The following is a 24,896-nucleotide window of genomic DNA, read 5'->3' on the forward strand; positions in this document are numbered from 1 at the left end:
ATTGGAGCCGCCCATGTCGTCGCGTACCGTGATCGCCTGTCTCCTGGGGCTGATGGTCGCCGGGTGCGATAAGCAAAGCCCCGCCCCGGAGCAAGCCAGCAACACTTCCGCCACCCAAGTTTCAAGCGGCGAAGTGACCGGCGGCGAGGTCGCGTCATCCGCTCCCGAGGCCCCCAGGCCCGCAGGCGCGGTCGACCGCAGCCACAAGGGCGAAGCCGCGCCGGGCCTGGGCTTCACCGCGCTCGACGGCAAACCGGCGACACTGGCCGATTTCCGGGGCAAGCCGGTGCTGGTCAACCTCTGGGCCACCTGGTGCGGGCCGTGCGTCGCGGAGATGCCGACGCTGGCCGCGACGGCGGAGCGGCTGAAGGGCAAGCTCGCGGTGATCGCGGTGGCGCAGGACGATGCCGCCAAGGTCAAGCCGTTCCTCGCGGACAAGAAACTCGACGCGCTGCCCATCTATCTCGACCCCGGGCTGGGCCTCAGCGTCCACTATAAGGCCAACCTGCCGACGACGATCCTGTACGGCGCGGACGGCAAGGAGATCTGGCGCGTGACCGGCGGCTTCGACTGGGCGGGCGCGGAAGCGCAGAAGCTGCTGGGCGAGGCGTGACGGAGGGGGCGTGCCAATAGGCCGGATCGACATTCAGACATGCGCTTCTTGTCCCTCGCCCCTCATAGAGGGGAGAGGGGTGCGCAGACTTGGTCTTTGCCAAAGCAAAGGCCTGGTCGGAGCTGGGTGAGGGGTGAAGCGCTCGAAGAGCGCGCGAGCCTGAAGGCTCGCTCAACCCCTCACCCAAGCCGCGCTAGCCAGCACGCTGGCAAGCTCCGCTAACCCTCTCCCCTGTCCAGGGGAGAGGGATGAGGGGCCTTACCTGAACGTCGATCCGGCCCAGGGGCGCCCCTTGCGTTCTTCCCCTCCCCCCGCCGGGGAGCATCATCGCGCTCGACAAAAAATCCCCGCCCGGTGCGAACCGGACGGGGCAGGTTGGGGTAACTGTGATCGATCGCAATTCGGCGATCAGAATTCCGCGGTCAGGCCGATGAACACCGAGCGTCCGACCACGTCGTACATGCCGGGATAGGTATTGCCGTTGCCGAACGAGGCCAGCAGGCCCGACTGGATCAGCGGCGGGTCCTTATCGAGCAGGTTGTTGACACCGGCACGGAAGACGATGCCCTTCTGCACCTTCACCGTCCCTGCCAGATCGAAATAGCTATACGCCTTGATCCGGGCATTGATGATCGACGGGTCGCTCGCAAAGTCGGCGATGGTCGAATTGTTGGTCAGGTTCGTCCCACCGATATAGCGCCAGTTGAGCGAGATCGTACCGACCCCGGCGGCATCGGCCCAGGTGAAGCGCGCCTGGTGGCGCCACTTGGGCGAAGGCTGTCCGCAGGTCGGACCGAAATAGCCGACGCAGTCATAGGAGCCAAGACCCGGCAGCGGCTCGGTGACCAGCTTGCGCAGGCGGGTGCCCATGAAGTCGATGCTCGCGCTGCCCAGCGAGCCGAGCGGTTGGGTATAGGTGCCCGAGATATCGATGCCCGAGGTGCGCAGCGACCCGGTATTCTGCGTGGTCGAGATGATATAGCCCTGGTCGCCGAAGATGATGCCGCTGCGCGGATCGCGGTTGAACAGGCTGCAGAAGAACGGATTGCCGGTGGCGATGCACTGGCTGATCGTCTGGCTGACCGGGATCGATCCGATATAGCCCTTCACCTTGATGTCGAAATAATCGACCGACAGCGACAGGCGCTTGATGAAGCTCGGGGTCAGCACGATGCCCGCGGTATAGGTATCGGCCTCTTCGGGCTTGAGGAACGGATTGCCGCCGCCGCGCCCGGTGCACTGGTCGGACGGACAGGGCGAGATACGGCCATATTGCGCCGCCGTCACGCCGCTGCGCTGGCACTGCGCGAGCGTCGCGGTGGGCGACACGCCCGGATCGTTGGCGCACGGGTCCTGCGCGTTGACGTTGCCGTTCGACTGCGGGCTGAACAGCTCGGAGACGTTCGGCGCGCGGATCGCGTGGTTGTAGCTGCCGCGCAGACGCAGATCGCGGCTCGGCGCCCAGGACAGCTCGGTCTTGTAGGTCGAGATGATCTTGGACAGGTTGCTATAGTCCGACCCGCGATAGCCCGCGTTGAACGACAGGTCGTGGAAGAACGGACGATTTTCGATCAGCGGCAGTTGCAGTTCGGCGAAGACCTCGTTCACGCTGAACCGACCGGAGGTTTCGGTCGTCCCCTTCTGGATGGCGAGCGCGTCGGCCTTGAACTCCAGGCTCTCGTAACGATGCTCGAAGCCCAGCACGAAGCCGACGCCCGAGTCGGCGAAGGGGGACTTCACGCCATAACGGCCCAGATCGGCGCTGATATTGCCGCTCAGCACCGTTTCCTTGTCGACGCCGCGCGTCGAGGTCGGGGCATAGATATAGTTGAACGCCGCGTCCGAAATGCCGTTGTAGCGGAAGATATCGAGCGGCACGCACTGCGGATCGCTGCGGTCGACCACCGCCTTGCAGGTGGGCGTGCCGTTGACGTTGACCACCTGGATCGCGCGATTGGCGCGGCTGGGGTCGATGTCGTTCTCATAGGTTTCGTTGTAGAGCACCGTCGAGAACAGCGCGTTGGCGTCATAACGGATGCCGTCGGCGATCTCGCCACGGACGCCGCCCGAGAAGCGGTAATCGGTGTGACGCAGATCGTCGCGACGGGGCCGCGCATTGCCCGCCACCGGGCGATAGCCGATATACAGGTCCTGGCTTGCCGAGCTGCCATAGGCGCTGCCGCACAGGATCTGGCCCTGCTGCGCGCTCAGGAACGGATTGTCGCAGTTGACCGTGTAGGTATAGCCCTGGAACAGCGCCGATGGAGCGACCTGTGAATTGGTGTGGTCGTCCATGAACATCACGCTGCCATAGGCTTCGATACCCGGCGTGATTTCATACTTGGCGAAGGCACCGGCGGTGTAGCGGGTGTCGTTGCGCTGGAAATAGTTCAGCGGCGCATAATTGTAGCGGAAGCTGGAGTCATACGGGACCCAGGTGCGGTTGCCGTCCTTGGTATTGTTGAACCGGCCGAGATCGGCGCTGGGCCCGGTCTGCGGATCGAACAGACCGAACGGATTGTTGCTCGAGCCACCGCAGGCCAGGGCGGTATTGCCCGCGTCGGTGAAGCCCGCCGGATCGGCGGCGCAGGACGACACGTCGCGATTGGCCTGCAGGATCGGCTTGGTGTCGCGATAGCCGAAATAGGCGGTCACATTGCCGCGATTGTCGGGGAAGTTGGTGCCGAACGCGACGTTGAAGTCCAGCTTCTGGCCATCGAGCACATGGCGGTTGGCCAGCCGGTAATTGGCATTCGTCTGGATCGAGCGCGCATAGTCGTTGTCGTTGGTATGCTGCGCAAAGCCATACTGGATGTCGGTGCGAATGCCCTCCAGATCGTCGCGCAGGATGAAGTTGATGACGCCCGAGATCGCGTCCGACCCATAGACGGCCGAGGCGCCGCCGGTCACCACGTCGATCCGCTTGACCAGCGCGCTGGGCACGAAGTTCAGGTCGTTGGCCTGAACCGGCAGCATGCGCTGGCCGTTGATGAGGATGAGGTTCCGGTTACTGCCCAGGTTACGCAGGTTGACGCGCGCCGTGCCGTCCGAGCCGTTCGAGACGTTCTCGTTCGAATCCGGCGTCACCTGCGGCAGGCGGTTCAGCACATTCTCGACCTGGACCGCGCCCTGATAGCGGATCTCGGCGGCGTCGACGACGGCCAGCGGACTGTTGCTGACCAGGTTCGGACGCTGAAGGCGCGTGCCGGTGACGACGATCGAATCGTCGGTATTGCCCCGGGTCTTGTCGTCGGAGATCCGCGCCGCTTCGGGCGGGCAAGGCTTTTCCGGCGTCGGCTGGCAGTCGGCGACCGGACCCGCATCTTGCGCCGCCTGGGCGTTGGCCGTCGAAACCGAAAGCAAGGCGATAGCAATGGCGCCAGCCGAACAGGCCAGCCACCGGCAATTTCCATTCATGTTAGAGCCCCCTCTTTGATTTATTCGGTCAATTTAACCTAAAATAGTTAAACGTCAAATATAATATACGGTATCAAGTCGGGTAGCTGGCGGCGTCGTGGCAACCGATCGTCGCGTGTTGCGTTGCACAAACGGCCGGACTCACGCAGGCAGGAGGCCGTGCGACCGTCGCAGGAGATGCTGGAGCCGATGATTCACGCCAATCGTCGAGAGTTGATCGCGGCCTTTGCCGTATTGGGGCTGTCCCCCGCCTGGGCTCGCCATGCCGCCGCGCAAGGTGCCGCATCGGGCGCGACGCTGGGCGCGCCCATTCCCTTTTCCTGGGCGATGCTCCAGTCGCAGGCGGAAGGGCTGGCGCGCCAACCCTATCGCCCACAGGCCAAGGTCGAGGCCGCCGCCGCGATCGATTATGATGCGGTCGGGACGATCCGTTATCGCGACGACAGGACGCTGGCGGGCGGCATCCGGCTCTTCCCGCTCGGCCGCTTCGCGCCCAACCCGGTCGGCATCGCGATCGTCGCCGACGGACAGGCACGCGCCGTCCCCTTCTCGCGCTCGCTGTTCACGGCGGAAGCGGGCCATGCGCCGCCGCTGGGCATCGCCGGGTTCCGCGCGATGACGGCGGACGGCAAGAGCGACTGGCTGGCCTTTCAGGGTGCGTCCTATTTCCGCACGGCTGGCGCGCAGGACCAGTACGGCCTGTCGGCGCGGGGGATCGCGATCGACACCGGGATCGACGGGCGCGAGGAATTTCCCGCCTTCACCCAATTCTGGATCGAGCGAACCGGCGCGCAGGGCTATACGGTCTATGCGCTGCTCGACGGACCCAGCGTCACCGGCGCCTATCGCATCGAGTCGATCAAGGGTTCGGGCGGGGTCGAGCAAAGCGTCTCCGCCGTCCTCTTCTTCCGCCGCGAGGTCGAACGGCTGGGCATCGCGCCCGCGACCAGCATGTTCTGGTATGGCGAGGGCAATCGCGCGGCGGGCAGCGACTGGCGGCCCGAAATCCATGATTCGGACGGTCTGGCGCTGCTGACCGGCGCTGGTGAGCGGTTGTGGCGGCCGCTGGTCAACCCGCCGCGCCCGACGCTCGATAGCTTCGCCGACACCAATCCGCGCGGCTTCGGCTTGCTCCAGCGCGACCGCGATTTCGATCATTATCAGGACGACGGCGCCTTTTACGACCGCCGCGCCAATTTGTGGGTCCAGCCGCAGGGCGATTGGGGCCGGGGACAGGTCATGCTCTATGCCTTCCCGACCAATTCGGAGACGGTCGACAATATCGTCGCCTTCTGGAACCCCGCCGATGCGCCCAGGGCCGGGCAGAAGCGGCAGTTCGACTATCGGCTGAGCTGGGGTTCGACCGACCCGACGGTGGTGCCCGCCATCGCGCACGCGGTCGACCAGTGGACCGGCGCGGCAGGCCGTCCCGGTGCCGAGCCGACTCCCGGCGCGCGCAAGCTGGTCGTCGATTTCGTCGGCCCGGCGCTGGCGGGGCTGGACCGGCAGAGCAACGTCACCGCCGACATCGGCGTGGCGCGCGGCAGACTGCTGACCCAGGCGGCCTATCCGGTCGTCGGGCAGGCCAACCGCTGGCGCGCCACCGCCGATATCGCGCCCGAGGGCCAGGGTCCGGCCGATGTCCGCCTGTTCCTGAAGCGCGGCGACAAGGCGTTGACGGAGACGGTGCTCGCCCCCGTCTTCCTGCCATGAGCGACCCGCTCCCCCCTATGCCCGAGGCCGCGCCGCTGACCATGGAGGTCCAGCGGTTCGACGGCACGCCGCCATCGCACAACGCGCCCGAGCCGCGCGCGGGGGTCAATCTGGCGCCCGACGATATCCTGACCCGGCGCCTCCTGCTGGTATTGCTGACCGGCCTGCTCGCCACCGCCGCCTCGGCCTCGGTGAAGGAGGCGCTGCTCAGCGACGGGTTCAGCCTGCTCGACGGGCTGTTGCTGCTGCTCTTCTTTCCGCTCTTCGCCTGGATATCGTTCGGCTTCGTGACCGCGGCGATCGGCTTCGTGCTGCTGATCTCACGCGCGCACCCGGGCATCGTCGCCGCCCCGCGCGGCAGCGCGCCGCCGACCGCGCGCACCGCCGTGCTGGTGCCGGTGCATAACGAGGATGTCGACGCCGTCTTCGATCGCATCGCGCGCATGGCGATGATGATCGACCGCGCGGGTGCGGGCGATCGCTTCGCCTTCTTCGTCCTGTCCGATTCGGGAGAGGCCGCGGAAGCGGAGGAGCGCGCCGCGCGCGACCGTCTCGCCCCCCGCTTGCGCGTACCGCTCTATTATCGCCGCCGGACCGAGAATGTCGGGCGGAAGCCGGGCAATGTCGCCGAATGGGTGCGCAATTACGGCGGCGCCTACGACTTCATGCTGATGCTCGACGCCGACAGCCTGATGGGTGGCGACACGATGGTCGGCATGGCGCAGATCATGGAGCAGCGCCCCTCGATCGCGCTGTTGCAGACGGTGCCGATGATTATCGGCGCGACCACCTTCTTCCAGCGCTGGATGCAGTTTGCCAGCCGATTCTACGGCCCGATCTCCACGGCGGGGCTGGTCTGGTGGTCGGGATCGGAGTCGACCTTCTGGGGTCACAACGCGCTGATCCGGATCAGCGCGTTCGCCGAGAGCTGCGGCCTGCCCGACCTGCCCGGACGCCCGCCCTTCGGCGGCACGATCATGAGCCACGACATGGTCGAGGCGGCGCTGCTGCGGCGGCGCGGCTGGCGGCTGCACATGCTGATGGTCGAGGACAGTTTCGAGGAGTTTCCGCCCACCCTGATCGACCAGGCGGTGCGCGACCGGCGCTGGGCGCAGGGCAATACCCAGCATCTGAAACTGCTGGGTTCGAGCGGATTTCACTGGATCAGCCGGTTGCAGCTCTTCATCGGCGCGCTCGCCTATCTGATGTCGCCCGCCTGGCTGATCCTGATCGTCACCTCGATCGCGCAGAGCCTGTCCGACGATGCCGCGACGGTGCGCGAGGTGACCTCGACCCAGGTGCTGGTCGTGACGCTGATCCTGTTGTTCGGGCCCAAGCTGCTGAGCGTCGTCTGGGCGATGGCGGACCGTGAACGCCGGGCGAGCTATGGCGGTGCACGGGGGATATTGGCGTCGGTTGCGCTCGACGTGCCGCTGTCGATCCTGACCGCGCCGGTGATCGCGCTGACCCAGACGATCGACCTCGTCAACATCGTGCGCGGCAAGCCATCCGGCTGGAGCCCGCAGAGCCGGGTGCGCGACGGGCTGGCGGCGGCGGATGCGATGCCGCGCTATTACTGGCATCTGGCGGTGGGGGTGGCGCTGCTAGGCGTGTCGTTCCTCAACCCGGTGCTGGGGGCGTGGCTGTCGCCGGTGACGCTGGGGCTGCTGCTCGCGCCGTGGCTGGCGATGGAGACGGCCAAGGTGCGGCCGGGCGAGCGGCTGGCGAAGAAGGGCGTGTTCGTGGTGCCGGGGTCGGCGGTGGCGGAGCCGGTGCGGCCTTTGGCGATGGCGTAAGGGTCGGGCGTGGCGCCTCAATCATCCTCATCCTCGAACCCCACCAGCGCCAGCGCCCGCGCCTTCATCTGTCGCGTCTCGCACCAGTGCACCAGCGCCTCCTCGCGCCCATGCGTCACCCATACCTCGCGCGGGGCGATCTCGGTCAGGGTCTGGGTCAGCTCGTCCCAGTCGGCATGGTCGGACAGGATCAGCGGCAACTCGACATTCTTCTGCCGCGCGCGCTGGCGCACCCGCATCCAGCCGCTGGCCATCGCGGTGATGGGCTCGGGCAGCCGCCGCGACCAACGATCGTTGAGCGCGCCCAGCGGACAGAGCACGACATGTCCCGCCATATCCGCCCTGGGGGTGTCGGCGACCATGCGCAATTCGCCCAGATCGACCCCCAGTTCCTGATAAAGCGCGCAAAGCCGCGCCAGCGCACCGTGGAGATAGATCGGCGCCACATGCCCCCGCACGCGCAGTTCCGCGATCACCCGCTGCGCCTTGCCCAGCGCATAGGCGCCGACCAGCACGCAGCGGGTCGGATTGGCGTGCAGCCGCGCGATCAGCTTGTCGATCTCATCCCCCGTCTCCGGGTGACGAAAGACGGGAAGCGCGAAGGTCGCCTCGGTGACGAACACGTCGCATTTCACCGGCTCGAAGGGCGCGCAGGTCGGATCCGCGCGGCGCTTGTAATCGCCCGACACGACCACCCGCTCGCCGCGATGGTCGAGCACGATCTGCGCCGATCCCAGCACGTGCCCGGCGGGGACGAAGCTCACCTCCACCTCCCCCAGCCTTATCGTCTCGCCATACCCCACGCCGACGCCGTTCTGCGCGCCATAGCGCGCGTCCATGATCGCCAGCGTCTCGGGCGTGGCCCAGACCGTGCCGTGCCCGCCGCGCGCATGGTCGGCATGGCCGTGGGTGACCAGCGCCCTGGCCTCGGGTTCGGACGGGTCGACCCACACATCGGCGGGGGCCACGTAAATCCCGTGTTTATGGGGCTGTATCCAGTCGCCGAGCTTGACCATGATACCTATATCCTTCGGGATGCCCCCCGGTTCCCTTCCCCCCGCCCTGACCGACTGGTTCGCCGCCAAGGGCTGGCAACCGCGCACCCACCAGTTGGCGATGCTGGAGGAAGCGCGCGCGGGGCGCCACGCATTGCTGGTCGCGACGACGGGCGCGGGCAAGACGCTGGCGGGGTTCCTGCCCACCCTGACCGAGTTGATCGATGAGCCGACCGAGGGGCTTCACACCCTCTACGTCTCGCCGCTCAAGGCACTGGCGGTGGATATCCGCCGCAACCTCGTCACGCCGATCGAGGAAATGGGCCTCGACATCCGCGTCGAGACGCGCACCGGCGACACCTCGTCGGACAAGAAGGCGCGGCAACGCGTCAAGCCGCCACAGATCCTGCTGACCACGCCCGAATCGCTGTCGCTGCTGCTCAGCTACCCCGATGCGGAAACCATGTTCGCCGGGCTGAAGACCATCGTTGTCGACGAGGTCCACGCCTTCGCCACCGGCAAGCGCGGCGACCTGCTGTCCTTGTGCATGGCGCGGTTGCAGCGGCTGTCCCCCGAACTCCGCCGCGTCGCGCTGTCGGCGACGGTGGCGGACCCGGACGGCTATCGCGCCTGGCTCGCCCCCGACGGCGATATCGACGCGGTCGGCCTGGTCACCGGCGAGCCGGGCGCGCCGCCCGACATTTCGATCCTGCTGCCCGAGGACCGCATCCCCTGGGCCGGCCATTCGGGCCGCTACGCCGCCGCGCAGGTGATGCGGGTGATCGAGGCGAACCGGACCACCATCGTCTTCTGCAACACGCGCAGTCTGGCCGAGCTGATCTTCCAGGATTTGTGGAAAGCGAACGACAAGAGCCTGCCGATCGGCGTCCATCACGGTTCGCTCTCGCTGGAGGCGAGGGCGAAGGTCGAGGGCGCGATGGCGGACGGACAGCTTCGCGCACTGGTCGCGACCGCCAGCCTCGACCTGGGCGTCGACTGGGGCGATGTCGATTGCGTCATCCAGATGGGCGCGCCCAAGGGCTCGTCGCGGCTGCTCCAGCGGATCGGTCGCGCCAATCACCGGCTGGACGAATCGAGTCGCGCGATTCTCGTCCCCGGCAACCGCTTCGAATATCTGGAGGCACGCGCCGCGCTCGACGCGGTGGAGGCGGGCGAGCTGGATCCCGACCTGTTCCGCCCCGGCGCGCTCGACGTGCTGGCGCAGCATGTCATGGCCTGCGCCTGCGCCGCCCCGTTCGAGCAGGGCGCGCTGCTCGACGAGATCCGCTCGGCCATGCCCTATTCGGCGCTGGACGACGAAACGTTCGACCGGGTTCTGCGCTTCATCGCGGACGGCGGCTATGCCCTGCGCGCCTACGACAAGTTCAAGCGGCTGGTGCAGCAGGCGGACGGGACATGGCGCGTCACCCATCCGCAATTTGTCGCGCAGCATCGCCTCAACGCCGGGATCATCGTCGAGGCGACGATGCTCAAGGTCCGCTTCCGCAACGGCCGCCAGCTGGGCCGCGTCGAGGAGGGTTTCGCCGCCACCCTCGCGCCGGGCGACACCTTCTTCTTCGCGGGCTTGAGCCTGGAGGTCGAATCGATCGACGGCGAGGACCTGATCGTCCGCGCCACCTCCCGCCCCGCGCGCATCCCGACCTATGGCGGCAGCCGGATGCCGCTCTCGACCAGCCTCGCCGACCGGGTGCGCGCGTTCCTGGCCGATCGCCGCGAATGGGATCGCTTTCCGGCGGACGTGCATGACTGGCTGGAGACGCAGGACCGTCGCTCGGTCCTCCCCCGCCCCGGCCAGTTGCTGGTCGAGACCTTCCCGCGCGAGGGGCGGCATTACATGGTCGCCTATAGCTTCGAGGGGTGGAACGCGCACCAGTCGCTGGGGATGCTGATCACCCGGCGGATGGAGGCGCAGGGGCTGAAACCGCTGGGCTTCGTCGCCAGCGACTATGCGCTGGCCTGCTATGGGCTGGAGAAGGTGGAGGATCCGGCCAGCCTGTTCTCGCCCGACATCCTCGAAAACGAATTCGTCGACTGGGTGCAGCAGTCGCACCTTCTGAAGCGCGCCTTTCGCGAGGTCGCGGTGATCGGCGGGCTGGTCGAGCGCCAGCATCCCGGCAAGCGCAAGACCGGGCGGCAGGTGACCTTCTCGACCGACCTGATCTACGACGTGCTGCGCAAATATGAGCCCGGCCATCTGCTGCTCCAGGCGGCGTGGGACGATGCGCGCGCGCGGATGACCGATGTGGGGCGGCTGGCGAATCTGCTCGACCGGGCGGGAGGCACGATGCTGCACGTCGATCTGGAGCGGGTGAGCCCGCTGGCGGTCCCGGTGCTGGTGCTGATCGGGCGCGAGAAGGTCGCGACGGGGAGTGCGGACGACGAGCTGCTGATCGAGGCGGAGGCGCTGGCGGCGGAGGCGATGGGAGAGTGAGGCCCGTGGCCTTCGACTTCGCTCAGGCTGAAGTCGAAGGCCACGCCCCACCCTCGCCTCTGGCCGCGCCCCTCCCGCTGGCGGGAGGGGATGGGGGAGGGCACCGGGTCTCATAGAGACCAGCCCCCGTGGCTCTTGCCCCTCCCCAACCCCTCCCCCTGCCGGGAGAGGGGCTTAAGAAGAAAGGGGCGTAAGAAGACCTCGATCACCCTGATCGCATCAAAAATGTTGCAATGCCCATCCCTACCACGCAAATCTGATATCGTGCTCCGCCAGTATGAACTCGTCGACCGCGTGCTCGACTACGACCCCCAGGCCGATGAGGCGCTGCTCAACCGCGCCTATGTCTTTTCGATGAAGGCGCATGGCAGCCAGAAGCGGGCTTCGGGCGATCCCTATTTCAGCCATCCGATCGAGGTGGCGGGCATCCTGACCGACCTGAATCTGGATGACGAGACGATCGCGACCGCCATCCTGCACGACACGATCGAGGACACGGTCGCCACCTATGACGAGATCGAGCGGCTGTTCGGTCCCAATGTCGCGCGGCTGGTCGACGGCGTCACCAAGCTGTCCAAGATCGAGGCGCAGACCGAGAGCGAGCGCGCCGCCGAGAATCTGCGCAAGTTCCTGCTCGCCATGTCGGACGATATCCGCGTCCTGCTGGTGAAGCTGGCCGATCGTCTCCACAATATGCGCACCCTCCATCACATCGCGAAGCCGGAGAAGCGCCGCCGCATCGCGAAGGAGACGATGGACATCTATGCCCCGCTCGCCGAGCGGATCGGCATGTACGAGTTCATGAAGGAGATGCAGATGCTCGCCTTCCAGCAACTCGAACCCGAAGCCTATGAATCGATCTCGCTTCGCCTCGCCCAGATGAAGGAAGGCGGCGGCGACCGGATTTCCAAGATCGCCTCGGGGCTCAGGCTGCTGATGTCGCGCGGCGGGGTCGATGCCGACGTGACGGGGCGCGAGAAGTCCGCCTTCTCGATCTTCCGCAAGATGAACGAGCGGCACATCAGCTTCGAGCAACTGTCCGACGTCATGGCCTTCCGCGCGATCGTGCCGACCGAGGAGGATTGCTACCGCGCGCTGGGGCTGATCCATCGCCGCTGGCCGATGGTGCCGGGGCGGTTCAAGGATTATATCTCCACCCCCAAGCGCAACGGATACCGCTCGCTGCACACCAGCGTGATCCATGCCGACAATGCGCGTATCGAGATCCAGATCCGCACGCCCGAGATGCATGCCGAGGCCGATTACGGCCTGGCCGCGCACTGGACCTACAAGCAGGCGACCCGCCATGACGCGCAGGTCAGCTGGATTCGCGATCTGGTCGAGATCCTCGACACCTCGGACAGCCCCGAGGAGCTGATCGAACATACGAAGATGGCGATGTACCAGGATCGCATCTTCGCCTTCACCCCCAAGGGCGAGCTGATCCAGCTGCCCAAAGGCGCCACGCCGATCGACTTCGCCTATGCGGTCCACACCGATCTGGGCGACCAGGCGGTGGGCGCCAAGCTGAACGGCCGCGTCGTGCCGCTGTCGACCGTCATCTCGAACGGCGACCAGGTGCAGATATTGCGCTCGGCGGGACAGACGCCGCAGGCCAACTGGCTGAACCTGGCCATCACCGGCAAGGCGCTGGCCGCGATCCGCCGTCACCTCCGCCATGCCGAACGCGCCGAGCAGGTGACGCTCGGCACCAAGCTGTACGAGGATATCGTCCGGCGGCTTCCGGCCCAGATCGGGCCCGACGCGCTGACCCATGCGCTCCAGCGGTTGAAGATGCCCGACGAGGCGCATCTGATGATCGCCATCGCCCGGCGTACCCTGTCCGACGCGGCGGTCATGGAGGCGCTGATGCCCGGCTCGGCGGGTGCGGATGTCGCCGCGCTGCCGCCGCAGTCTAGCGCCATCTCGATCAAGGGGCTGACCCCCGGCGTCGCCTATGACCTGGCGCAATGCTGCCATCCGGTGCCCGGCGACCGGATCGTCGGCCTTCGCCGCCCCGATGCGGGGATCGAGGTGCACGCCATCCAGTGCCCGGTGCTCGCCGAACTGGCCGATCGCTCGGACGAGGAAACCGACTGGGTCGACGTCTCCTGGGGCGACGACAGCGAGGGCGCGACCGCGCGCATCTCCGTCATGGTCAAGAACGAACCCGGCGCGCTGGGCATCCTGGCGACGATCATCGGCCAACATAAGGCCAACATCATCAACGTCCGGCTGGACACGCGCGACACGCGTTTCCACACCAACCTGATCGATGTCGAGGTGCACGACCTGCAACATCTGATGCGCCTGATGGCGGCGCTTCGGGCGGCGGACGTGGTGAGTTCGGTCGAGCGGGTCTGATCGTTCCTCCCCTCCCGGAGCACGCCTGGGGAGGATCGGGGCGCCGCTCATCATGACGCCGGAATGACGCCGCCGTAACAAAATACTGGAACCCACGCGCGCAACGCGCTTTGGAAAGCTCGAACAGGGGAGCCTCCATATGCGTTTCGCCACCGCCACCGCCATATTCGCACTGATCGCCACGCCCGTCGTCGCCCAGCAGACCCGGTCGATCTCCGCCTCCGACAAGGCACAGGGGGCGCAGGCCAATCCCGAACTCGTCAAGCAATATGGCGGCCGCTACACCGGCCCGCAGGCGGCGTTCGTCGAACGGGTCGGCAAGCGGGTCGCGGTCCAGTCGGGCCTGTCGGGCGCGCAGAGCGACTTCACCGTCACGACGCTCAACTCGCCGGTCGAGAATGCCTTCGCCATCCCCGGCGGCTATATCTACGTCACCCGCCAGCTCCTCGCGCTGATGAATTCGGAGGCCGAACTGGCCTCGGTGCTGGGGCACGAGGTCGGCCATGTCGCCGCGCGGCATTCGCAGAGCCGCAACACCCGCTCGACCATCGGATCGATCCTGGCGGCGGGCGCGGGGTTGCTGACGGGCAGCAATGTCGCCACCCAGCTGGTCGGCACCGGCGCGCAGCTCTACACGCTGAAATACGGCCGCGATCAGGAGTATCAGGCGGATGGCCTGGGCATCCGCTACATGACCGCCGCCGGGTACGACCCTTATGCCTCGGCCGACATGCTCGCCTCGCTGGCGGCATCGAGCAACCTTGCCGCGCGCACGGCGGGCAAGGAGGCGAACGCCGTACCGACCTGGGCCTCGACCCACCCCAACAGCGCCGACCGGGTTCGCCGCGCCGCCGCCCTGGCGAAGCAGACCGGCCGCCCCGAAACGACGCCGCCACAGGATATCGCCTTTCTGCGGATGCTCGACGGCATGACCTATGGCGACGACCCCAAGGAGGGGATCGTCGACGGCCGGAGCTTCCGCCATCCCGGCCTCAAGCTCCGCTTCACGGCCCCGGACGGCTATGCCATCGCGAATGGCAGCGACGCCGTGACGATCGTCGGTCAGGGCGGGCAGGCCGAGATGCGGCTGGGCCAGGGGACCGACCTGACCCAGGCGATCAGCCAGCGCTTCGGCCAGCTCGGCACCGGCGCGCCGACCGGTACGCTCCAGAACGGCACCGCCAACGGCATTCCCTATGCCTGGGTGACGACCCGCGCCTCGGCCAGCAATCGTGCGGTCGATGCGACGGTGGTCGCCTATCGCTTCCCGTCCGCCGTCTATACCTTCACGCTGGTGACTCCCGCCGGTTCGGGTATCGGCCCGTTCCTGCCGCTTCTCGCCTCGGTCGCGCCGCTGTCGACGGCGGAGGCGAATGCCATTCGCGGCAAGCGGATCAGCATCGTGGCGGTGAAGCCCGGCGACACGATCGACGGCCTCTCGGCACGCATGGCCTATCCGGACTACCGGCGCGAGCGGTTCGTGACGCTCAATGGCCTCGATCCCGAACAACCGCTGACGCCGGGCCGTCTGGTCAAACTCGTCGTCAACGGGTGACGGACGCGCCCGACGCCGCTAAACCGGCAGCGTCATGAAGCGCCCTGCCCTGTCCGTCGTCGTTCCCTGCTATAACGAAGCCGCCTGCCTGGACGTGCTCCACGCCCGGATCGCGGGCGCGGCGCGCGCGGCGGTCGGCGAGGATTACGAGATCGTCCTGATCAACGACGGCTCGCGCGACGATAGCTGGCCGGTGATGCAGCGGCTGGCCGCCGCCGACCCGCATCTGGTCGCGATCAACCTGTCGCGCAACCACGGCCACCAGCTCGCGCTGACCGCCGGGCTGGACCTGTGCGCGGGCGAGCAGATCCTGATCATCGACGCCGACCTTCAGGATCCGCCCGAATTGCTGACCGACATGCGCGCGACCATGGCGGCGCAGGGTGCCGACGTGGTCTATGCGGTGCGTCGCAAGCGGGCGGGCGAAACGCTGTTCAAAAAGGCGACGGCGGCGATCTTCTACCGGATGCTCGACCGGCTGACCGACACGCCGATCCCGCTCGACACGGGCGATTTCCGCCTGATGAGCCGCAGGGCGCTCGATGCGCTGCAATCGCTTCCCGAACAGGCGCGCTTCATTCGCGGGATGGTCGCCTGGGTCGGTTTCCGCCAGGTCCCCTTCCCCTATGACCGCGCCGAGCGTCATGCGGGGGAGACGCATTATCCGCTGGGCAAGATGATCGCGCTCGCCTTCGACGCGGTGACCGGCTTCTCGACGGCACCTTTACGCTGGGCGAGCCATATCGGGCTGGCGCTGACCGGCGCGTCGCTGCTGCTGCTGGTCTATATCGCGATCGGCTGGCTGACGGGCACGGCGGTGCAGGGCTGGACCTCGACCATGCTCGTGACGGTCGTGCTGGGCGCGGTGCAGATGTTCGTGCTGGGCATGATCGGCGAATATCTGGGGCGGCTCTATATCGAGTCGAAGCGGCGGCCGCTCTATCTGGTCGCCGATGTGGCCGGCCCGGTGCAGGGCCACGCGCGGCTGGGATACAGCGCGCATGAGGGGGCGAAGGATCCGGCCTGACGCTTATCGCGACGGCCAGGTCCAGCGCGGGCGTTCGGCATCCTCGACCAGCGGGGCGGCGTGCGACCCCACGATGATCTGGCACCGCGCCGAGGCCTTCAGGATCAGCCGGGCGAGTGGCGCCAGCAGGTCGGGATGCAGCCTCGCCTCGGGTTCGTCGAGGATCATCAGCTCGGGTGCCGACCAAGACGCTGTCCAGCGAGGCGCGCGATCAGCCTCCGTTCAGCAGAGGCCGCGCTTACAAGGGATCCCGGACAGGAAAAGGTCGTGGCGATGCGTTGGGCGAAACTCTTGCTGCTAGCGGGTCTGGTCGGCGGTCCGCTGGCCCTATCCGGACCCGGCCGGGCGCAGGACCGGACGATCGCCACCCGCGTCATCGACATGCCCCGGCCGAACGGGGCCGATCAGCGGGTCCTGCTGTCGATGCCCGTCCATCCGCGCGGGATGATCCTGATGCTGCCGGGAGGCGCGGGCGATATCGGGATCGAACGCGACGGGACGCTGCGGCATGGCGACAATTTCGTCGTGCGGGCTCACGGGCTGTGGAACGCCCGGGGTTACGGCGTGCTGATCCCCGATGCGCTGGGCCACGCCAATATGCGGGGGCGGCGCAGTTCGCCCGGCTATGCGCGGGTGATCGGCGATCTGGTGGCGCTGGCGCATCGTGAAGGGACGGGACCGGTCTTCCTGCTCGGCACCAGCCAGGGATCGGTCGCGGCGATGAACGGCGCGGCCCATGCCGCACCGGGCAGTATCGCCGGGGTGGTGCTGACCGAATCGGTGTCGGTGATGGGCGGCAGCCACGAGACGGTGTTCGACGCCGATCCGGCGGGCGTGACCGTGCCGGCGCTGGTGATCGCGAACAGCGATGACGCCTGCAAGGTCGCCTCGCCCGACAATGCCTCGCGGATCGCCACCGCGATGAAGCACAGTCCGATGGTGCAGGTGATCGCCGTGTCGGGCGGGGTGACCCGGTCGGACAATCCCTGCGGGTCGCTGACGCCGCATGGCTATTATGGGATCGAGGACAAGGTGGTGGGGGTGATCGCCCGCTGGATGGATTTGCGGTCGCGGTGAGGCTGGGCCCCATGCCCCTCCACCATCCTTCGGATGGTCCCCCTCCCCAAGCATAGCTTGGGGAGGAATGGGTGCGCAAATCCTCCCCTTCTTTGATGGGGAGGGGGACCGCCCGGCGCAGCCGGGTGGTGGAGGGGCACTCCCTTCCAACGAAAAAGGGCCCGGAGTTTCCCCCGAGCCCCTTTCCTACCTCACGGCAGTGGATCAGTCACGATCGCCGGTCAAGAAGGCCGGAGCGGCGAATTCGGACGAACCGCCCTGCTCGCCACCTTCGCGACGGGGACGGTCGCCCCGGTCGCGACGCGGACCGCCACGGCCCTCGCCGCCACGATCACCGCCACGATCGCCGCCGTCACGGCGCGGACCGCGACCGCCTTCACGGTCGCCGCGCGGACCACGATCGCCGCGCGGTTCACGCGGTTCGCGGGCCGGGCGGTTGTCCTCCAGCTCGGCGCCGGTTTCCTGGTCGACGACGCGCATCGACAGGCGGACCTTGCCGCGCGGATCGATCTCGAGGACCTTGACCTTGACTTCCTGACCTTCGGTCAGGACGTCCGAGACCTTCTCGACGCGCTCGTTCTTGATCTCGGAGACGTGGACCAGACCGTCCTTGCCGCCCATGAAGTTCACGAACGCGCCGAAATCGACCAGGTTGACGACCTTGCCGTTGTAGATCTTGCCGACCTCGGCCTCCTCGACGATGCCCTTGATCCAGTTCATCGCGGCTTCGATCTGCGAACCGTCCGACGAGCTGATCTTGATCACGCCCTCGTCGTCGATGTCGACCTTGGCGCCGGTGGTGGCGACGATCTCGCGGATCACCTTGCCGCCGGTGCCGATCACGTCGCGGATCTTCGACTTGTCGATCGTCATCGTCTCGATACGCGGCGCGTGCGCCGACAGCTCGGTCCGGGTCGACGACAGCGCCTTGTTCATCTCGCCCAGGATGTGCGCACGGCCTTCCTTGGCCTGCGCCAGCGCGACCTTCATGATCTCCTCGGTGATACCGGCGATCTTGATGTCCATCTGGAGCGAGGTGATGCCCTCGGACGTGCCAGCGACCTTGAAGTCCATGTCGCCCAGGTGATCCTCGTCACCCAGGATGTCGGACAGGACGGCGAAGTCCTTTCCTTCCAGGATCAGGCCCATGGCGATGCCCGAGACCGGACGCTTCAAGGGAACGCCCGCATCCATCAGCGCCAGCGAGCCGCCGCAGACGGTGGCCATCGACGACGAGCCGTTCGACTCGGTGATGTCGCTGGTCACGCGGATGGTGTAGGGGAATTCCTCCTTCGACGGCAGCACCGGGTGCAGCGCACGCCAGGCCAGCTTGCCATGGCCGATCTCGCGACGGCCCGGCGCGCCGAAGCGGCCCACTTCGCCGACCGAATAGGGCGGGAAGTTATAGTGCAGCATGAAGTGCTGGTACGACAGGCCGTTCAGGCCGTCGATCATCTGCTCGGCGTCGCGGGTGCCCAGCGTCGTGGTCGCGATCGTCTGGGTCTCGCCGCGCGTGAACAGCGCCGAGCCGTGCGAACGCGGCAGGAAGTGAACCTCCGCCTCGATCGGACGGATCTGCGTGGTCGAGCGACCGTCGATGCGGCGGCCGTCCTTCAGGATCGCGGTGCGGACGATCTCGGCTTCCAGCTTCTTGACCAGCTTGGCGGCGACGAGCTGTTCCTGCGGGGTACGCTCGGCCATGGCGGTCTTCGCCTTGGCGCGGGCCTCGCCCAGCGCGGTCTGGCGCGCCTGCTTGTCGGTCAGCTTGTAGGCCGCGGTGATGTCCTTGCCGATCAGCTTCTTCAGCTCGGCCTTGACCGCCTTCTGGTCGTCGCCGACCTTCAGCTCCCACGGATCCTTCGCGGCCTGCTCGGCCAGGTCGATGATCGCGTCGATGATCTGCTGCGACGCCTTGTGCGCGTGCATGACGGCGCCCAGCATCACTTCCTCGGACAGCTCCTTGGCTTCCGACTCGACCATCATCACCGCGTCGTGCGTGGCGGCGACGACCAGGTCCAGGTCACCGGCCAGCGCCTCGGCATCGGTCGGGTTCAGGACATATTCGCCATCGACATAACCGACGCGCGCGGCGCCGATCGGGCCCATGAACGGCACGCCCGAGATGGTGAGCGCGGCCGACGCGGCGACCAGCGCCAGGATGTCGGGCTCATTCTCGCCGTCATAGGAGAGCACCTGGCAGATGCAGTTGATCTCGTTGTAGAAACCCTCGGGGAACAGCGGGCGGATCGGACGATCGATCAGGCGGCTGATCAGCGTCTCACGCTCGGTCGCGCCGCGCTCGCGCTTGAAGAAACCGCCGGGGATACGGCCCGCCGACGAGAACTTCTCCTGATAGTGAACGGTGAGCGGGAAGAAGTCCTGCCCTTCCTTCACATTCTTCGCGGCCGTCACGGCGCACAGCACCACCGTCTCGCCCAGCGTCGCGATCACCGCGCCGTCGGCCTGACGGGCCACCTTGCCGGTTTCGAGGGTCAGCGTCTTGCCGCCCCACTCGATGGCCACTTTCTTGGTATTGAACATGGAATATCCTTCACTCCGACGGGCCTATCCCGCCGGGGCCTATGGGTTGAGCCAAAATTGGCTCTGGAGCTCGGCCGAATTGCCGATCCTCCGATTGCTCTACCCGGCATTCTCACCGGGTTTGATGACATAGAGGCTTTGGGGATGCGCGATTTCTGCGGCATCCGGTCGGCCCGGTGCTACATACACCAGCCGATAAAAAAAGGGCACCCCCTGATGGGAGTGCCCTTTTTTGGTGGCTTTGCGCCCCGCTGTTACTTGCGGAGGCCGAGCTTGGCGATCAGCGCCAGATAGCGGTCGCCATCCTTGTGACGCAGATAGTCGAGCAGCGAGCGACGCTTGTTGACCAGCATCAGCAGACCGCGACGCGAATGGTTGTCCTTCGCATGGGTCTTGAAGTGGCCGGTCAGGTTCTGGATCCGCTCGGTCAGGATCGCGACCTGGACTTCGGGCGAACCCGTGTCACCCTCGGCGCGGGCATGATCCTTGATGATTTCCTGGCGGCGTTCAGCGGTTACCGACATCGTGGTCCTTTCTTAATCGAGGTTGAAGCCGCGCACGACCCGGACGTTTCCGTCCAAGGCCTCTACCAGCGCCACCGGGTTCTCACCCAGCATCGCGAAATATTGGCCATCGTCCACGGCGATCCCAACCAGCACACGCCCCTGACGGAGCGCCCCTGCCTGGTCGGGGTCGAGAGCAAGAGCCGGGATGTCGTCCAGCCCCGCCCTCAGCGGCAGGAGTATCTGTTCAAGGGTGCGCGCCTGCCCCATTTCGTTCAATTTGTCCAGCGATATCGCCGGGGCCAGCGTGAACGGCCCCGCCTTGATGCGGCGAAGCATGGTGACATGCCCGACGGTTCCGAGCGCCAGCGCGATGTCGCGCGCGAGGCTGCGGATATATGTGCCCTTGGAGACATGCGCGGTAAGGGTGATCTCTTCCAACAAATCCTCCCCAAGCTCGGCTTGGGGAGGGGGACCATCCGAAGGATGGTGGAGGGGCGGCGCGCCAGCGCCGGGAGCGGTGGCGAGCGTCCCCGCCCCTCCACCACGCTCTTCGAGCGCGGTCCCCCTCCCCATCAGAGATGGGGAGGAATGGAGGCTGTGAATCGTCACCGCGCGACTCGCCAGCACCACGTCTTCCCCGGCGCGCGCGAGGTCGTACGCACGCTCGCCATCGATCTTTAGCGCCGAATAGGCGGGGGGCACCTGGTCGATCGGCCCGGTGAAGCGCGGCAGCACCGCCTCCAGCGCGGCGCGAGTCGGCCGCACGTCGCTTTCCGCCACCACCTCGCCCTCCGCATCGAGTGTCGAGGTCTGCTCGCCGAACCGGATGGTGAAATCGTACACCTTGTCGCTGTCGAGCATCCGCCCGGCGAGCTTGGTCGCCTCGCCCACTGCGATCGGCAGCACGCCGGTCGCCAGCGGATCGAGCGTGCCGCCATGGCCGACCTTGATGCCCTTGCCATAGCCGCCCTGGCGCAAGCAGCGCTTGACCGCGCTCACCCCTTGGGTCGAACCGAGCCCCAGCGGCTTGTCGAGAATGATCCATCCATGCATCGCTCGGGCGTTAGTCGGGCTTTGCCATCCTCTCAAGCACCGTCCCACCCGCGAGCGCCTCGCCGAAATGACGGCGGCACAGGGCGACATAGCGATCATTGCCGCCGATCTCGGTCTGCGCGCCCTCGGCGATCGCCTTGCCCTGGCCATCGACGCGCAGGTTCATCGTCGCCTTGGCGCCGCAGACGCACACCGACTTGATCTCGCTCAGCGCATCCGCCAGCGCCAGCAGACGCGCCGAACCGGGGAAGAGCTGCCCCTTGAAGTCGGTCCGCAGGCCGTAGCACAGCACCGGGATTCGATGGACGTCCGCCAGCCGCGCCAGCTGGTCGACCTGTTCGGGCGTCAGGAACTGCGCCTCGTCGACCAGGATACAGGCGAGCGGCGTGCCGACATGCCGATCCAGCGCACAGCCCTCCAGATCGGTGGTCGCATGGAACGGCGTCGCGGGCTGCGACAGGCCGATGCGCGAAGCGATGGTGCCATAGGCGAAGCGGTCGTCGATCGCGGCGGTGAACAGCATCGTGTTCATTCCCCGCTCGCGATAGTTGAAATCGGCCTGCAGCAGCATGGTCGATTTCCCGGCATTCATGCTGGCATAGTAGAAATAGAGCTTGGCCATGACAGGCCCTTATCGAAAGGGCGCCACGATTTCGAGCGGCGGACGGCCGGATGCCCGAGCGAATCATCCTTCGCCCCGTTCAGCGTGAGCGAAGTCGAAGGCCAAGGACAGCAGGACGGGGCCTCAGCCCCCAGCCCTCAGCCCTCAGCCCTCAGCCTCCTCCCCATCCGCCAGATCGCGTGCGACCTTGGGCGAGCGGAGGAGCGTGTCGATATGGCTCCCCTCGTCGAAGCTCTCGTCCGCCAGGAATTTCAGCTTGGCCGCATATTTCATCTTCACCCGCGTCGCGACCTCGCGCTGGAGATAGGCGGTGTTGGTGCGCAGCGCCTTGATCACCACCTCCTCGTCCTTGCCGAGCAACGGCTTCACGAACACCGTCGCATGGCGCAGGTCGGGCGACATACGCACCTCGGTCACGCTGACCAGATGCTTGGCGAGCGTGTCGTCATGCACATCGCCGCGCGCGAGGATTTCGGACAGGATGTGGCGCACCTGCTCACCGACGCGCAGCGTGCGGACCGAGGGTTCGCCCCGGGGTTCATTGCTCTGTTTCATCATCTCGTTCGGTATAGAAAATCAGGCGGTTGCCCGCCGGGTCGGTCAGCGCGATCTCGTCCATGCCCCAGGGCATCGACCGGGGTTTCCCCGGACGGGCGTGGCCATGTCCCTTGGCGTTGAGTTCGGCGACGAACGCATGGACGTCGTCCACCGGAATCCGCACCGCCGAGCCCGGCGTCGCATCGCCATAATGTTCGGACAGGTGCAGCACGCACGCCCCGCGCGCGATACCCATGTAAAGCGGCATGTCGGGTTCGAAGCGGTGCTCGAACACCAGCTCGAACCCCAGAAAGTCGAAGTAGAAGGCCCGCGCATGCTCCGCATCGAAGCTGCGCAGGATCGGGATGGGGGCGTCATATCCACGGGTCATAGCCCCCATCCCTTATCCTATTTCGCGCCCTAGAGCGAACGCTCGCGCAGCTCGACCTCGAAGGTTTCGAGATAGTCGCCCGGCTTGATGTCGGTGAAGTTCTGCGTGAACGTCACGCCGCACTCCAGACCCGCGCGAACCTCGGCGACATCGTCCTTGAACCGGCGGAGCGAGTTGATCTCGCCCTGGTAGATGATGACGTCGTTGCGCGTGATGCGCGCCTTGAGCGCCTTGCGGATGACACCCTCGGTGACCAGCAGACCGGCGGCCTTGCCGATCTTGCCCGCCGAGAAGACCTCGCGGATTTCGGCGCGGCCGACGACCGTTTCGAACGCCTCGGGGCCCAGCTCGCCGGCCATGCCCGCCCGGATCTCGTCGATCAGGTCGTAGATGACGTCGTAATATTTGAGCGCCACCTTGTTCCGCTCGGCGATCTCGCGCGCCTTGGCATTGGCACGGACGTTGAAGCCGATGATCGGCGCGCCGGAGGCGGCCGCCAGCGTCACGTCCGACTCGGTGATGCCACCGACGCCCGAGTGCAGGATGCGCGCCTTGATCAGATCCGACTGGATCTTGGTGATCGATGCCACGATCGCCTCGACGGTGCCTTGCGTATCCGCCTTGACGACCAGCGGATATTCCTTGGCCTGGTTCGCCTTCAGCGCGGAGAACATCGACTCCAGGCTGGCCGGGGCCGAGGTCGTGCGCTTCTGCAGCACCACGCTCTGGCGATATTCGGCGACTTCACGGGCGCGCGCCTCGTTCTCGACCACCTGCAGCAGGTCGCCCGCCTGGGGCACGCCCGACAGGCCGAGCACCTCGACCGGCATCGCCGGACCGGCTTCCTTGACCTGACGACCCTTGTCGTCGACCAGCGCCCGGACCTTGCCGCTTTCCGCGCCGACCACGAACACGTCGCCGACCTTCAGCGTGCCGCGCGTGACCAGCACGGTCGCGACCGGACCACGGCCCTTGTCCAGCTTGGCCTCGATCACGCTGCCCTCGGCAGGCCGGTCGGGGTTGGCCGACAGTTCGAGCAGTTCGGCCTGAAGCTGGATCTTCTCGATCAGCGTATCCAGACCGATCTTCTTGAGCGCCGACACCTCGACGTCCTGGGTCTCACCGCCCATGTCCTCGACCTGCACGTCATGTTCGAGCAGGCGTTCGCGGACGCGCTGGGCATTGGCGTCGTGCTTGTCGATCTTGTTGATCGCCACGATCATCGGCTTGCCCGCCGCCTTGGTGTGGTTGATCGCCTCGATCGTCTGCGGCATCAGCCCGTCATCGGCCGCGACCACCAGCACCACGATATCCGTGACGTCGGCACCACGCGCGCGCATCTGGGTGAAGGCCTCGTGGCCCGGCGTGTCGAGGAAGGTGATCTTCGACTTGTCCTTCAGCGTGACCTGATAGGCGCCGATATGCTGGGTGATGCCACCCGCCTCGCCGCGCACCACGTCGGTGCCGCGCAGCGCGTCGAGCAGCGAGGTCTTGCCGTGGTCGACATGGCCCATGATCGTCACGACCGGCGGACGCGGACGCATGCTCTCGGCCGCATCCTCGCTGGTGTCGAGCGCCAGGTCGATGTCGCTGTCCGAGACGCGGACGATGTTGTGGCCGAATTCGGTCACCAGCAGCTCGGCCGTGTCCTGGTCGATAGTCTGCGTCATGGTGACGGGCATGCCCATCTTGAACAGCGCCTTGACCAGGTCCGCGCCCTTTTCGGCCATGCGGTTGGCCAGTTCCTGGACGGTGATCGCCTCGGGCACCTGCACGTCGCGGACCTGCTTGACCTGCGGCTCGCGCGGGCCGCCAAAGCCACGCTTTTCCTTTTCGCGGGCACGCTTCAACGCGGCGAGCGAACGGGCGCGGGCGCCGTCCTCGTTCAGCGCGCGCGTGACGGTCAGCTTGCCGCCACGACGCTCGTCACCCTTGCGGTCGCGCTGCTGCGGACGGCTGGGGGGCGCGTTGCGCGGGGTCGGCTGACCCGAAGGCATCGAACGCGGCGCGCCACCCGAGGGAGCCGAAGCATTGCCCGACGGCGCGGCCGACGCCGGAGCCGCCGCAGCGGCGGGGGCCGGAGCGGGCTTGGGCGCGGGCTTGGGGATTTCGGGACGCTGCACCGGCGAGAAGCGGCGCGGCGCGGGCATCGCGGGATCGCGACCCAAGACCGGCGGCGTCGTCACCGCGGGAGCGGGAGCGGGAGCGGGAGCGGGAGCAGGCGCCGGAGCGGGCTT

General features: G+C 66.9%; 18 protein-coding genes. 8 read left to right on the forward strand and 10 right to left on the reverse strand.

Annotation, left to right across the window (positions count from 1 at the left end; translation table 11 throughout):
* Nucleotides 1-13: 13 nt before the first annotated feature.
* A complete protein-coding gene (locus LRP66_RS15100; RefSeq protein WP_230483428.1) occupies nucleotides 14-613 on the forward strand; it encodes a redoxin family protein in 600 nt (199 codons plus the stop codon).
* Between the two features lie 408 nt (nucleotides 614-1,021).
* Here LRP66_RS15100 and LRP66_RS15105 read toward each other — a convergent pair whose 3' ends face one another.
* Nucleotides 1,022-4,030: a TonB-dependent receptor domain-containing protein gene (locus LRP66_RS15105; protein WP_230483429.1), complete on the reverse strand. Its 3,009-nt coding sequence runs from the start codon at nucleotides 4,028-4,030 to the stop codon at nucleotides 1,022-1,024.
* Nucleotides 4,031-4,189: 159 nt separating this feature from the next.
* On the opposite strand from LRP66_RS15105, the gene LRP66_RS15110 reads away from it, so the two are divergent.
* Nucleotides 4,190-5,743 carry a glucan biosynthesis protein gene (locus LRP66_RS15110; protein WP_329959284.1) on the forward strand — a complete coding sequence of 518 codons (1,554 nt, stop codon included), beginning with the start codon at nucleotides 4,190-4,192 and terminating at the stop codon, nucleotides 5,741-5,743.
* Nucleotides 5,740-7,539 carry a glucans biosynthesis glucosyltransferase MdoH gene (gene mdoH / locus LRP66_RS15115; protein ID WP_230483430.1) on the forward strand — a complete coding sequence of 600 codons (1,800 nt, stop codon included), beginning with the start codon at nucleotides 5,740-5,742 and terminating at the stop codon, nucleotides 7,537-7,539. The genes LRP66_RS15110 and mdoH overlap by 4 nt, the downstream gene beginning before the upstream one ends.
* A gap of 17 nt (nucleotides 7,540-7,556) precedes the next feature.
* Here the strand turns inward: mdoH and LRP66_RS15120 are convergent, their stop codons facing one another.
* Nucleotides 7,557-8,555, reverse strand: a complete 999-nt coding sequence (locus tag LRP66_RS15120) for a ligase-associated DNA damage response exonuclease (RefSeq protein WP_230483431.1) — start codon at nucleotides 8,553-8,555, stop codon at nucleotides 7,557-7,559.
* 19 nt (nucleotides 8,556-8,574) lie between these two features.
* Between LRP66_RS15120 and LRP66_RS15125 the strand changes: the two genes are divergently transcribed.
* The 4 genes from LRP66_RS15125 to LRP66_RS15140 all read left to right on the forward strand — a co-directional run bounded on the left by LRP66_RS15125 (nucleotide 8,575) and on the right by LRP66_RS15140 (nucleotide 15,932).
* Nucleotides 8,575-10,986, forward strand: a complete 2,412-nt coding sequence (locus tag LRP66_RS15125; RefSeq protein ID WP_230483432.1) for a ligase-associated DNA damage response DEXH box helicase — start codon at nucleotides 8,575-8,577, stop codon at nucleotides 10,984-10,986.
* A 264-nt stretch (nucleotides 10,987-11,250) separates the two neighbouring features.
* Entirely contained in the window at nucleotides 11,251-13,350 is a 2,100-nt protein-coding gene (locus tag LRP66_RS15130) for a RelA/SpoT family protein (RefSeq protein ID WP_230483433.1), read from the forward strand.
* Between the two features lie 139 nt (nucleotides 13,351-13,489).
* On the forward strand, nucleotides 13,490-14,905 hold the full coding sequence (locus LRP66_RS15135) for a M48 family metalloprotease (RefSeq protein WP_230483434.1): 1,416 nt from the start codon (nucleotides 13,490-13,492) through the stop codon (nucleotides 14,903-14,905).
* 34 nt (nucleotides 14,906-14,939) lie between these two features.
* On the forward strand, nucleotides 14,940-15,932 hold the full coding sequence (locus LRP66_RS15140; protein WP_230483435.1) for a glycosyltransferase family 2 protein: 993 nt from the start codon (nucleotides 14,940-14,942) through the stop codon (nucleotides 15,930-15,932).
* Between the two features lie 3 nt (nucleotides 15,933-15,935).
* On the opposite strand, the gene LRP66_RS15145 is transcribed toward LRP66_RS15140, so the two are convergent.
* On the reverse strand, nucleotides 15,936-16,100 hold the full coding sequence (locus LRP66_RS15145; protein ID WP_230483436.1) for an AAA family ATPase: 165 nt from the start codon (nucleotides 16,098-16,100) through the stop codon (nucleotides 15,936-15,938).
* Between the two features lie 105 nt (nucleotides 16,101-16,205).
* Here LRP66_RS15145 and LRP66_RS15150 point away from each other — a divergent pair, with 105 nt between their 5' ends.
* A complete protein-coding gene (locus LRP66_RS15150; RefSeq protein WP_230483448.1) occupies nucleotides 16,206-17,009 on the forward strand; it encodes an alpha/beta hydrolase in 804 nt (267 codons plus the stop codon).
* 204 nt (nucleotides 17,010-17,213) lie between these two features.
* Here the strand turns inward: LRP66_RS15150 and pnp are convergent, their stop codons facing one another.
* The 7 genes from pnp to infB form a co-directional block, all read right to left on the reverse strand.
* Nucleotides 17,214-19,550 carry a polyribonucleotide nucleotidyltransferase gene (gene pnp / locus LRP66_RS15155; protein WP_230483437.1) on the reverse strand — a complete coding sequence of 779 codons (2,337 nt, stop codon included), beginning with the start codon at nucleotides 19,548-19,550 and terminating at the stop codon, nucleotides 17,214-17,216.
* 254 nt (nucleotides 19,551-19,804) lie between these two features.
* Nucleotides 19,805-20,074 carry a 30S ribosomal protein S15 gene (gene rpsO, locus LRP66_RS15160; RefSeq protein ID WP_230483438.1) on the reverse strand — a complete coding sequence of 90 codons (270 nt, stop codon included), beginning with the start codon at nucleotides 20,072-20,074 and terminating at the stop codon, nucleotides 19,805-19,807.
* A gap of 12 nt (nucleotides 20,075-20,086) precedes the next feature.
* Nucleotides 20,087-21,109: a tRNA pseudouridine(55) synthase TruB gene (gene truB, locus LRP66_RS15165; RefSeq protein ID WP_230483439.1), complete on the reverse strand. Its 1,023-nt coding sequence runs from the start codon at nucleotides 21,107-21,109 to the stop codon at nucleotides 20,087-20,089.
* Between the two features lie 10 nt (nucleotides 21,110-21,119).
* Nucleotides 21,120-21,731: a thymidine kinase gene (locus tag LRP66_RS15170; RefSeq protein WP_230483440.1), complete on the reverse strand. Its 612-nt coding sequence runs from the start codon at nucleotides 21,729-21,731 to the stop codon at nucleotides 21,120-21,122.
* A gap of 144 nt (nucleotides 21,732-21,875) precedes the next feature.
* A complete protein-coding gene (gene rbfA / locus LRP66_RS15175; RefSeq protein WP_230483441.1) occupies nucleotides 21,876-22,286 on the reverse strand; it encodes a 30S ribosome-binding factor RbfA in 411 nt (136 codons plus the stop codon).
* Nucleotides 22,270-22,659, reverse strand: a complete 390-nt coding sequence (locus tag LRP66_RS15180) for a glyoxalase superfamily protein (RefSeq protein WP_230483442.1) — start codon at nucleotides 22,657-22,659, stop codon at nucleotides 22,270-22,272. The genes rbfA and LRP66_RS15180 overlap by 17 nt, the downstream gene beginning before the upstream one ends.
* 29 nt (nucleotides 22,660-22,688) lie before the next feature.
* A partial coding sequence (gene infB, locus LRP66_RS15185; protein WP_230483443.1) for a translation initiation factor IF-2 occupies nucleotides 22,689-24,896 on the reverse strand: 2,208 nt, incomplete at its 5' end.

It is taken from the genome of Sphingomonas sp. Leaf21 (assembly GCF_916858675.1).
In the GTDB taxonomy this organism is placed as follows: Bacteria; Pseudomonadota; Alphaproteobacteria; order Sphingomonadales; family Sphingomonadaceae; genus Sphingomonas.

Excerpts from the sequence above, each read along its gene's own strand:
- LRP66_RS15100 (WP_230483428.1), top strand. The coding sequence starts at position 14 with ATGTCGTCGCGTACCGTGATCGCCTGTCTCCTGGGGCTGATGGTCGCC.
- LRP66_RS15105 (WP_230483429.1), bottom strand. The coding sequence starts at position 4,030 with ATGAATGGAAATTGCCGGTGGCTGGCCTGTTCGGCTGGCGCCATTGCT.
- mdoH (WP_230483430.1), top strand. The coding sequence starts at position 5,740 with ATGAGCGACCCGCTCCCCCCTATGCCCGAGGCCGCGCCGCTGACCATG.
- LRP66_RS15120 (WP_230483431.1), bottom strand. The coding sequence starts at position 8,555 with ATGGTCAAGCTCGGCGACTGGATACAGCCCCATAAACACGGGATTTAC.
- LRP66_RS15125 (WP_230483432.1), top strand. The coding sequence starts at position 8,575 with ATGCCCCCCGGTTCCCTTCCCCCCGCCCTGACCGACTGGTTCGCCGCC.
- LRP66_RS15135 (WP_230483434.1), top strand. The coding sequence starts at position 13,490 with ATGCGTTTCGCCACCGCCACCGCCATATTCGCACTGATCGCCACGCCC.
- LRP66_RS15140 (WP_230483435.1), top strand. The coding sequence starts at position 14,940 with ATGAAGCGCCCTGCCCTGTCCGTCGTCGTTCCCTGCTATAACGAAGCC.
- LRP66_RS15145 (WP_230483436.1), bottom strand. The coding sequence starts at position 16,100 with ATGATCCTCGACGAACCCGAGGCGAGGCTGCATCCCGACCTGCTGGCG.
- LRP66_RS15150 (WP_230483448.1), top strand. The coding sequence starts at position 16,206 with ATGCGTTGGGCGAAACTCTTGCTGCTAGCGGGTCTGGTCGGCGGTCCG.
- pnp (WP_230483437.1), bottom strand. The coding sequence starts at position 19,550 with ATGTTCAATACCAAGAAAGTGGCCATCGAGTGGGGCGGCAAGACGCTG.
- rpsO (WP_230483438.1), bottom strand. The coding sequence starts at position 20,074 with ATGTCGGTAACCGCTGAACGCCGCCAGGAAATCATCAAGGATCATGCC.
- truB (WP_230483439.1), bottom strand. The coding sequence starts at position 21,109 with ATGCATGGATGGATCATTCTCGACAAGCCGCTGGGGCTCGGTTCGACC.
- LRP66_RS15170 (WP_230483440.1), bottom strand. The coding sequence starts at position 21,731 with ATGGCCAAGCTCTATTTCTACTATGCCAGCATGAATGCCGGGAAATCG.
- rbfA (WP_230483441.1), bottom strand. The coding sequence starts at position 22,286 with ATGAAACAGAGCAATGAACCCCGGGGCGAACCCTCGGTCCGCACGCTG.
- LRP66_RS15180 (WP_230483442.1), bottom strand. The coding sequence starts at position 22,659 with ATGACCCGTGGATATGACGCCCCCATCCCGATCCTGCGCAGCTTCGAT.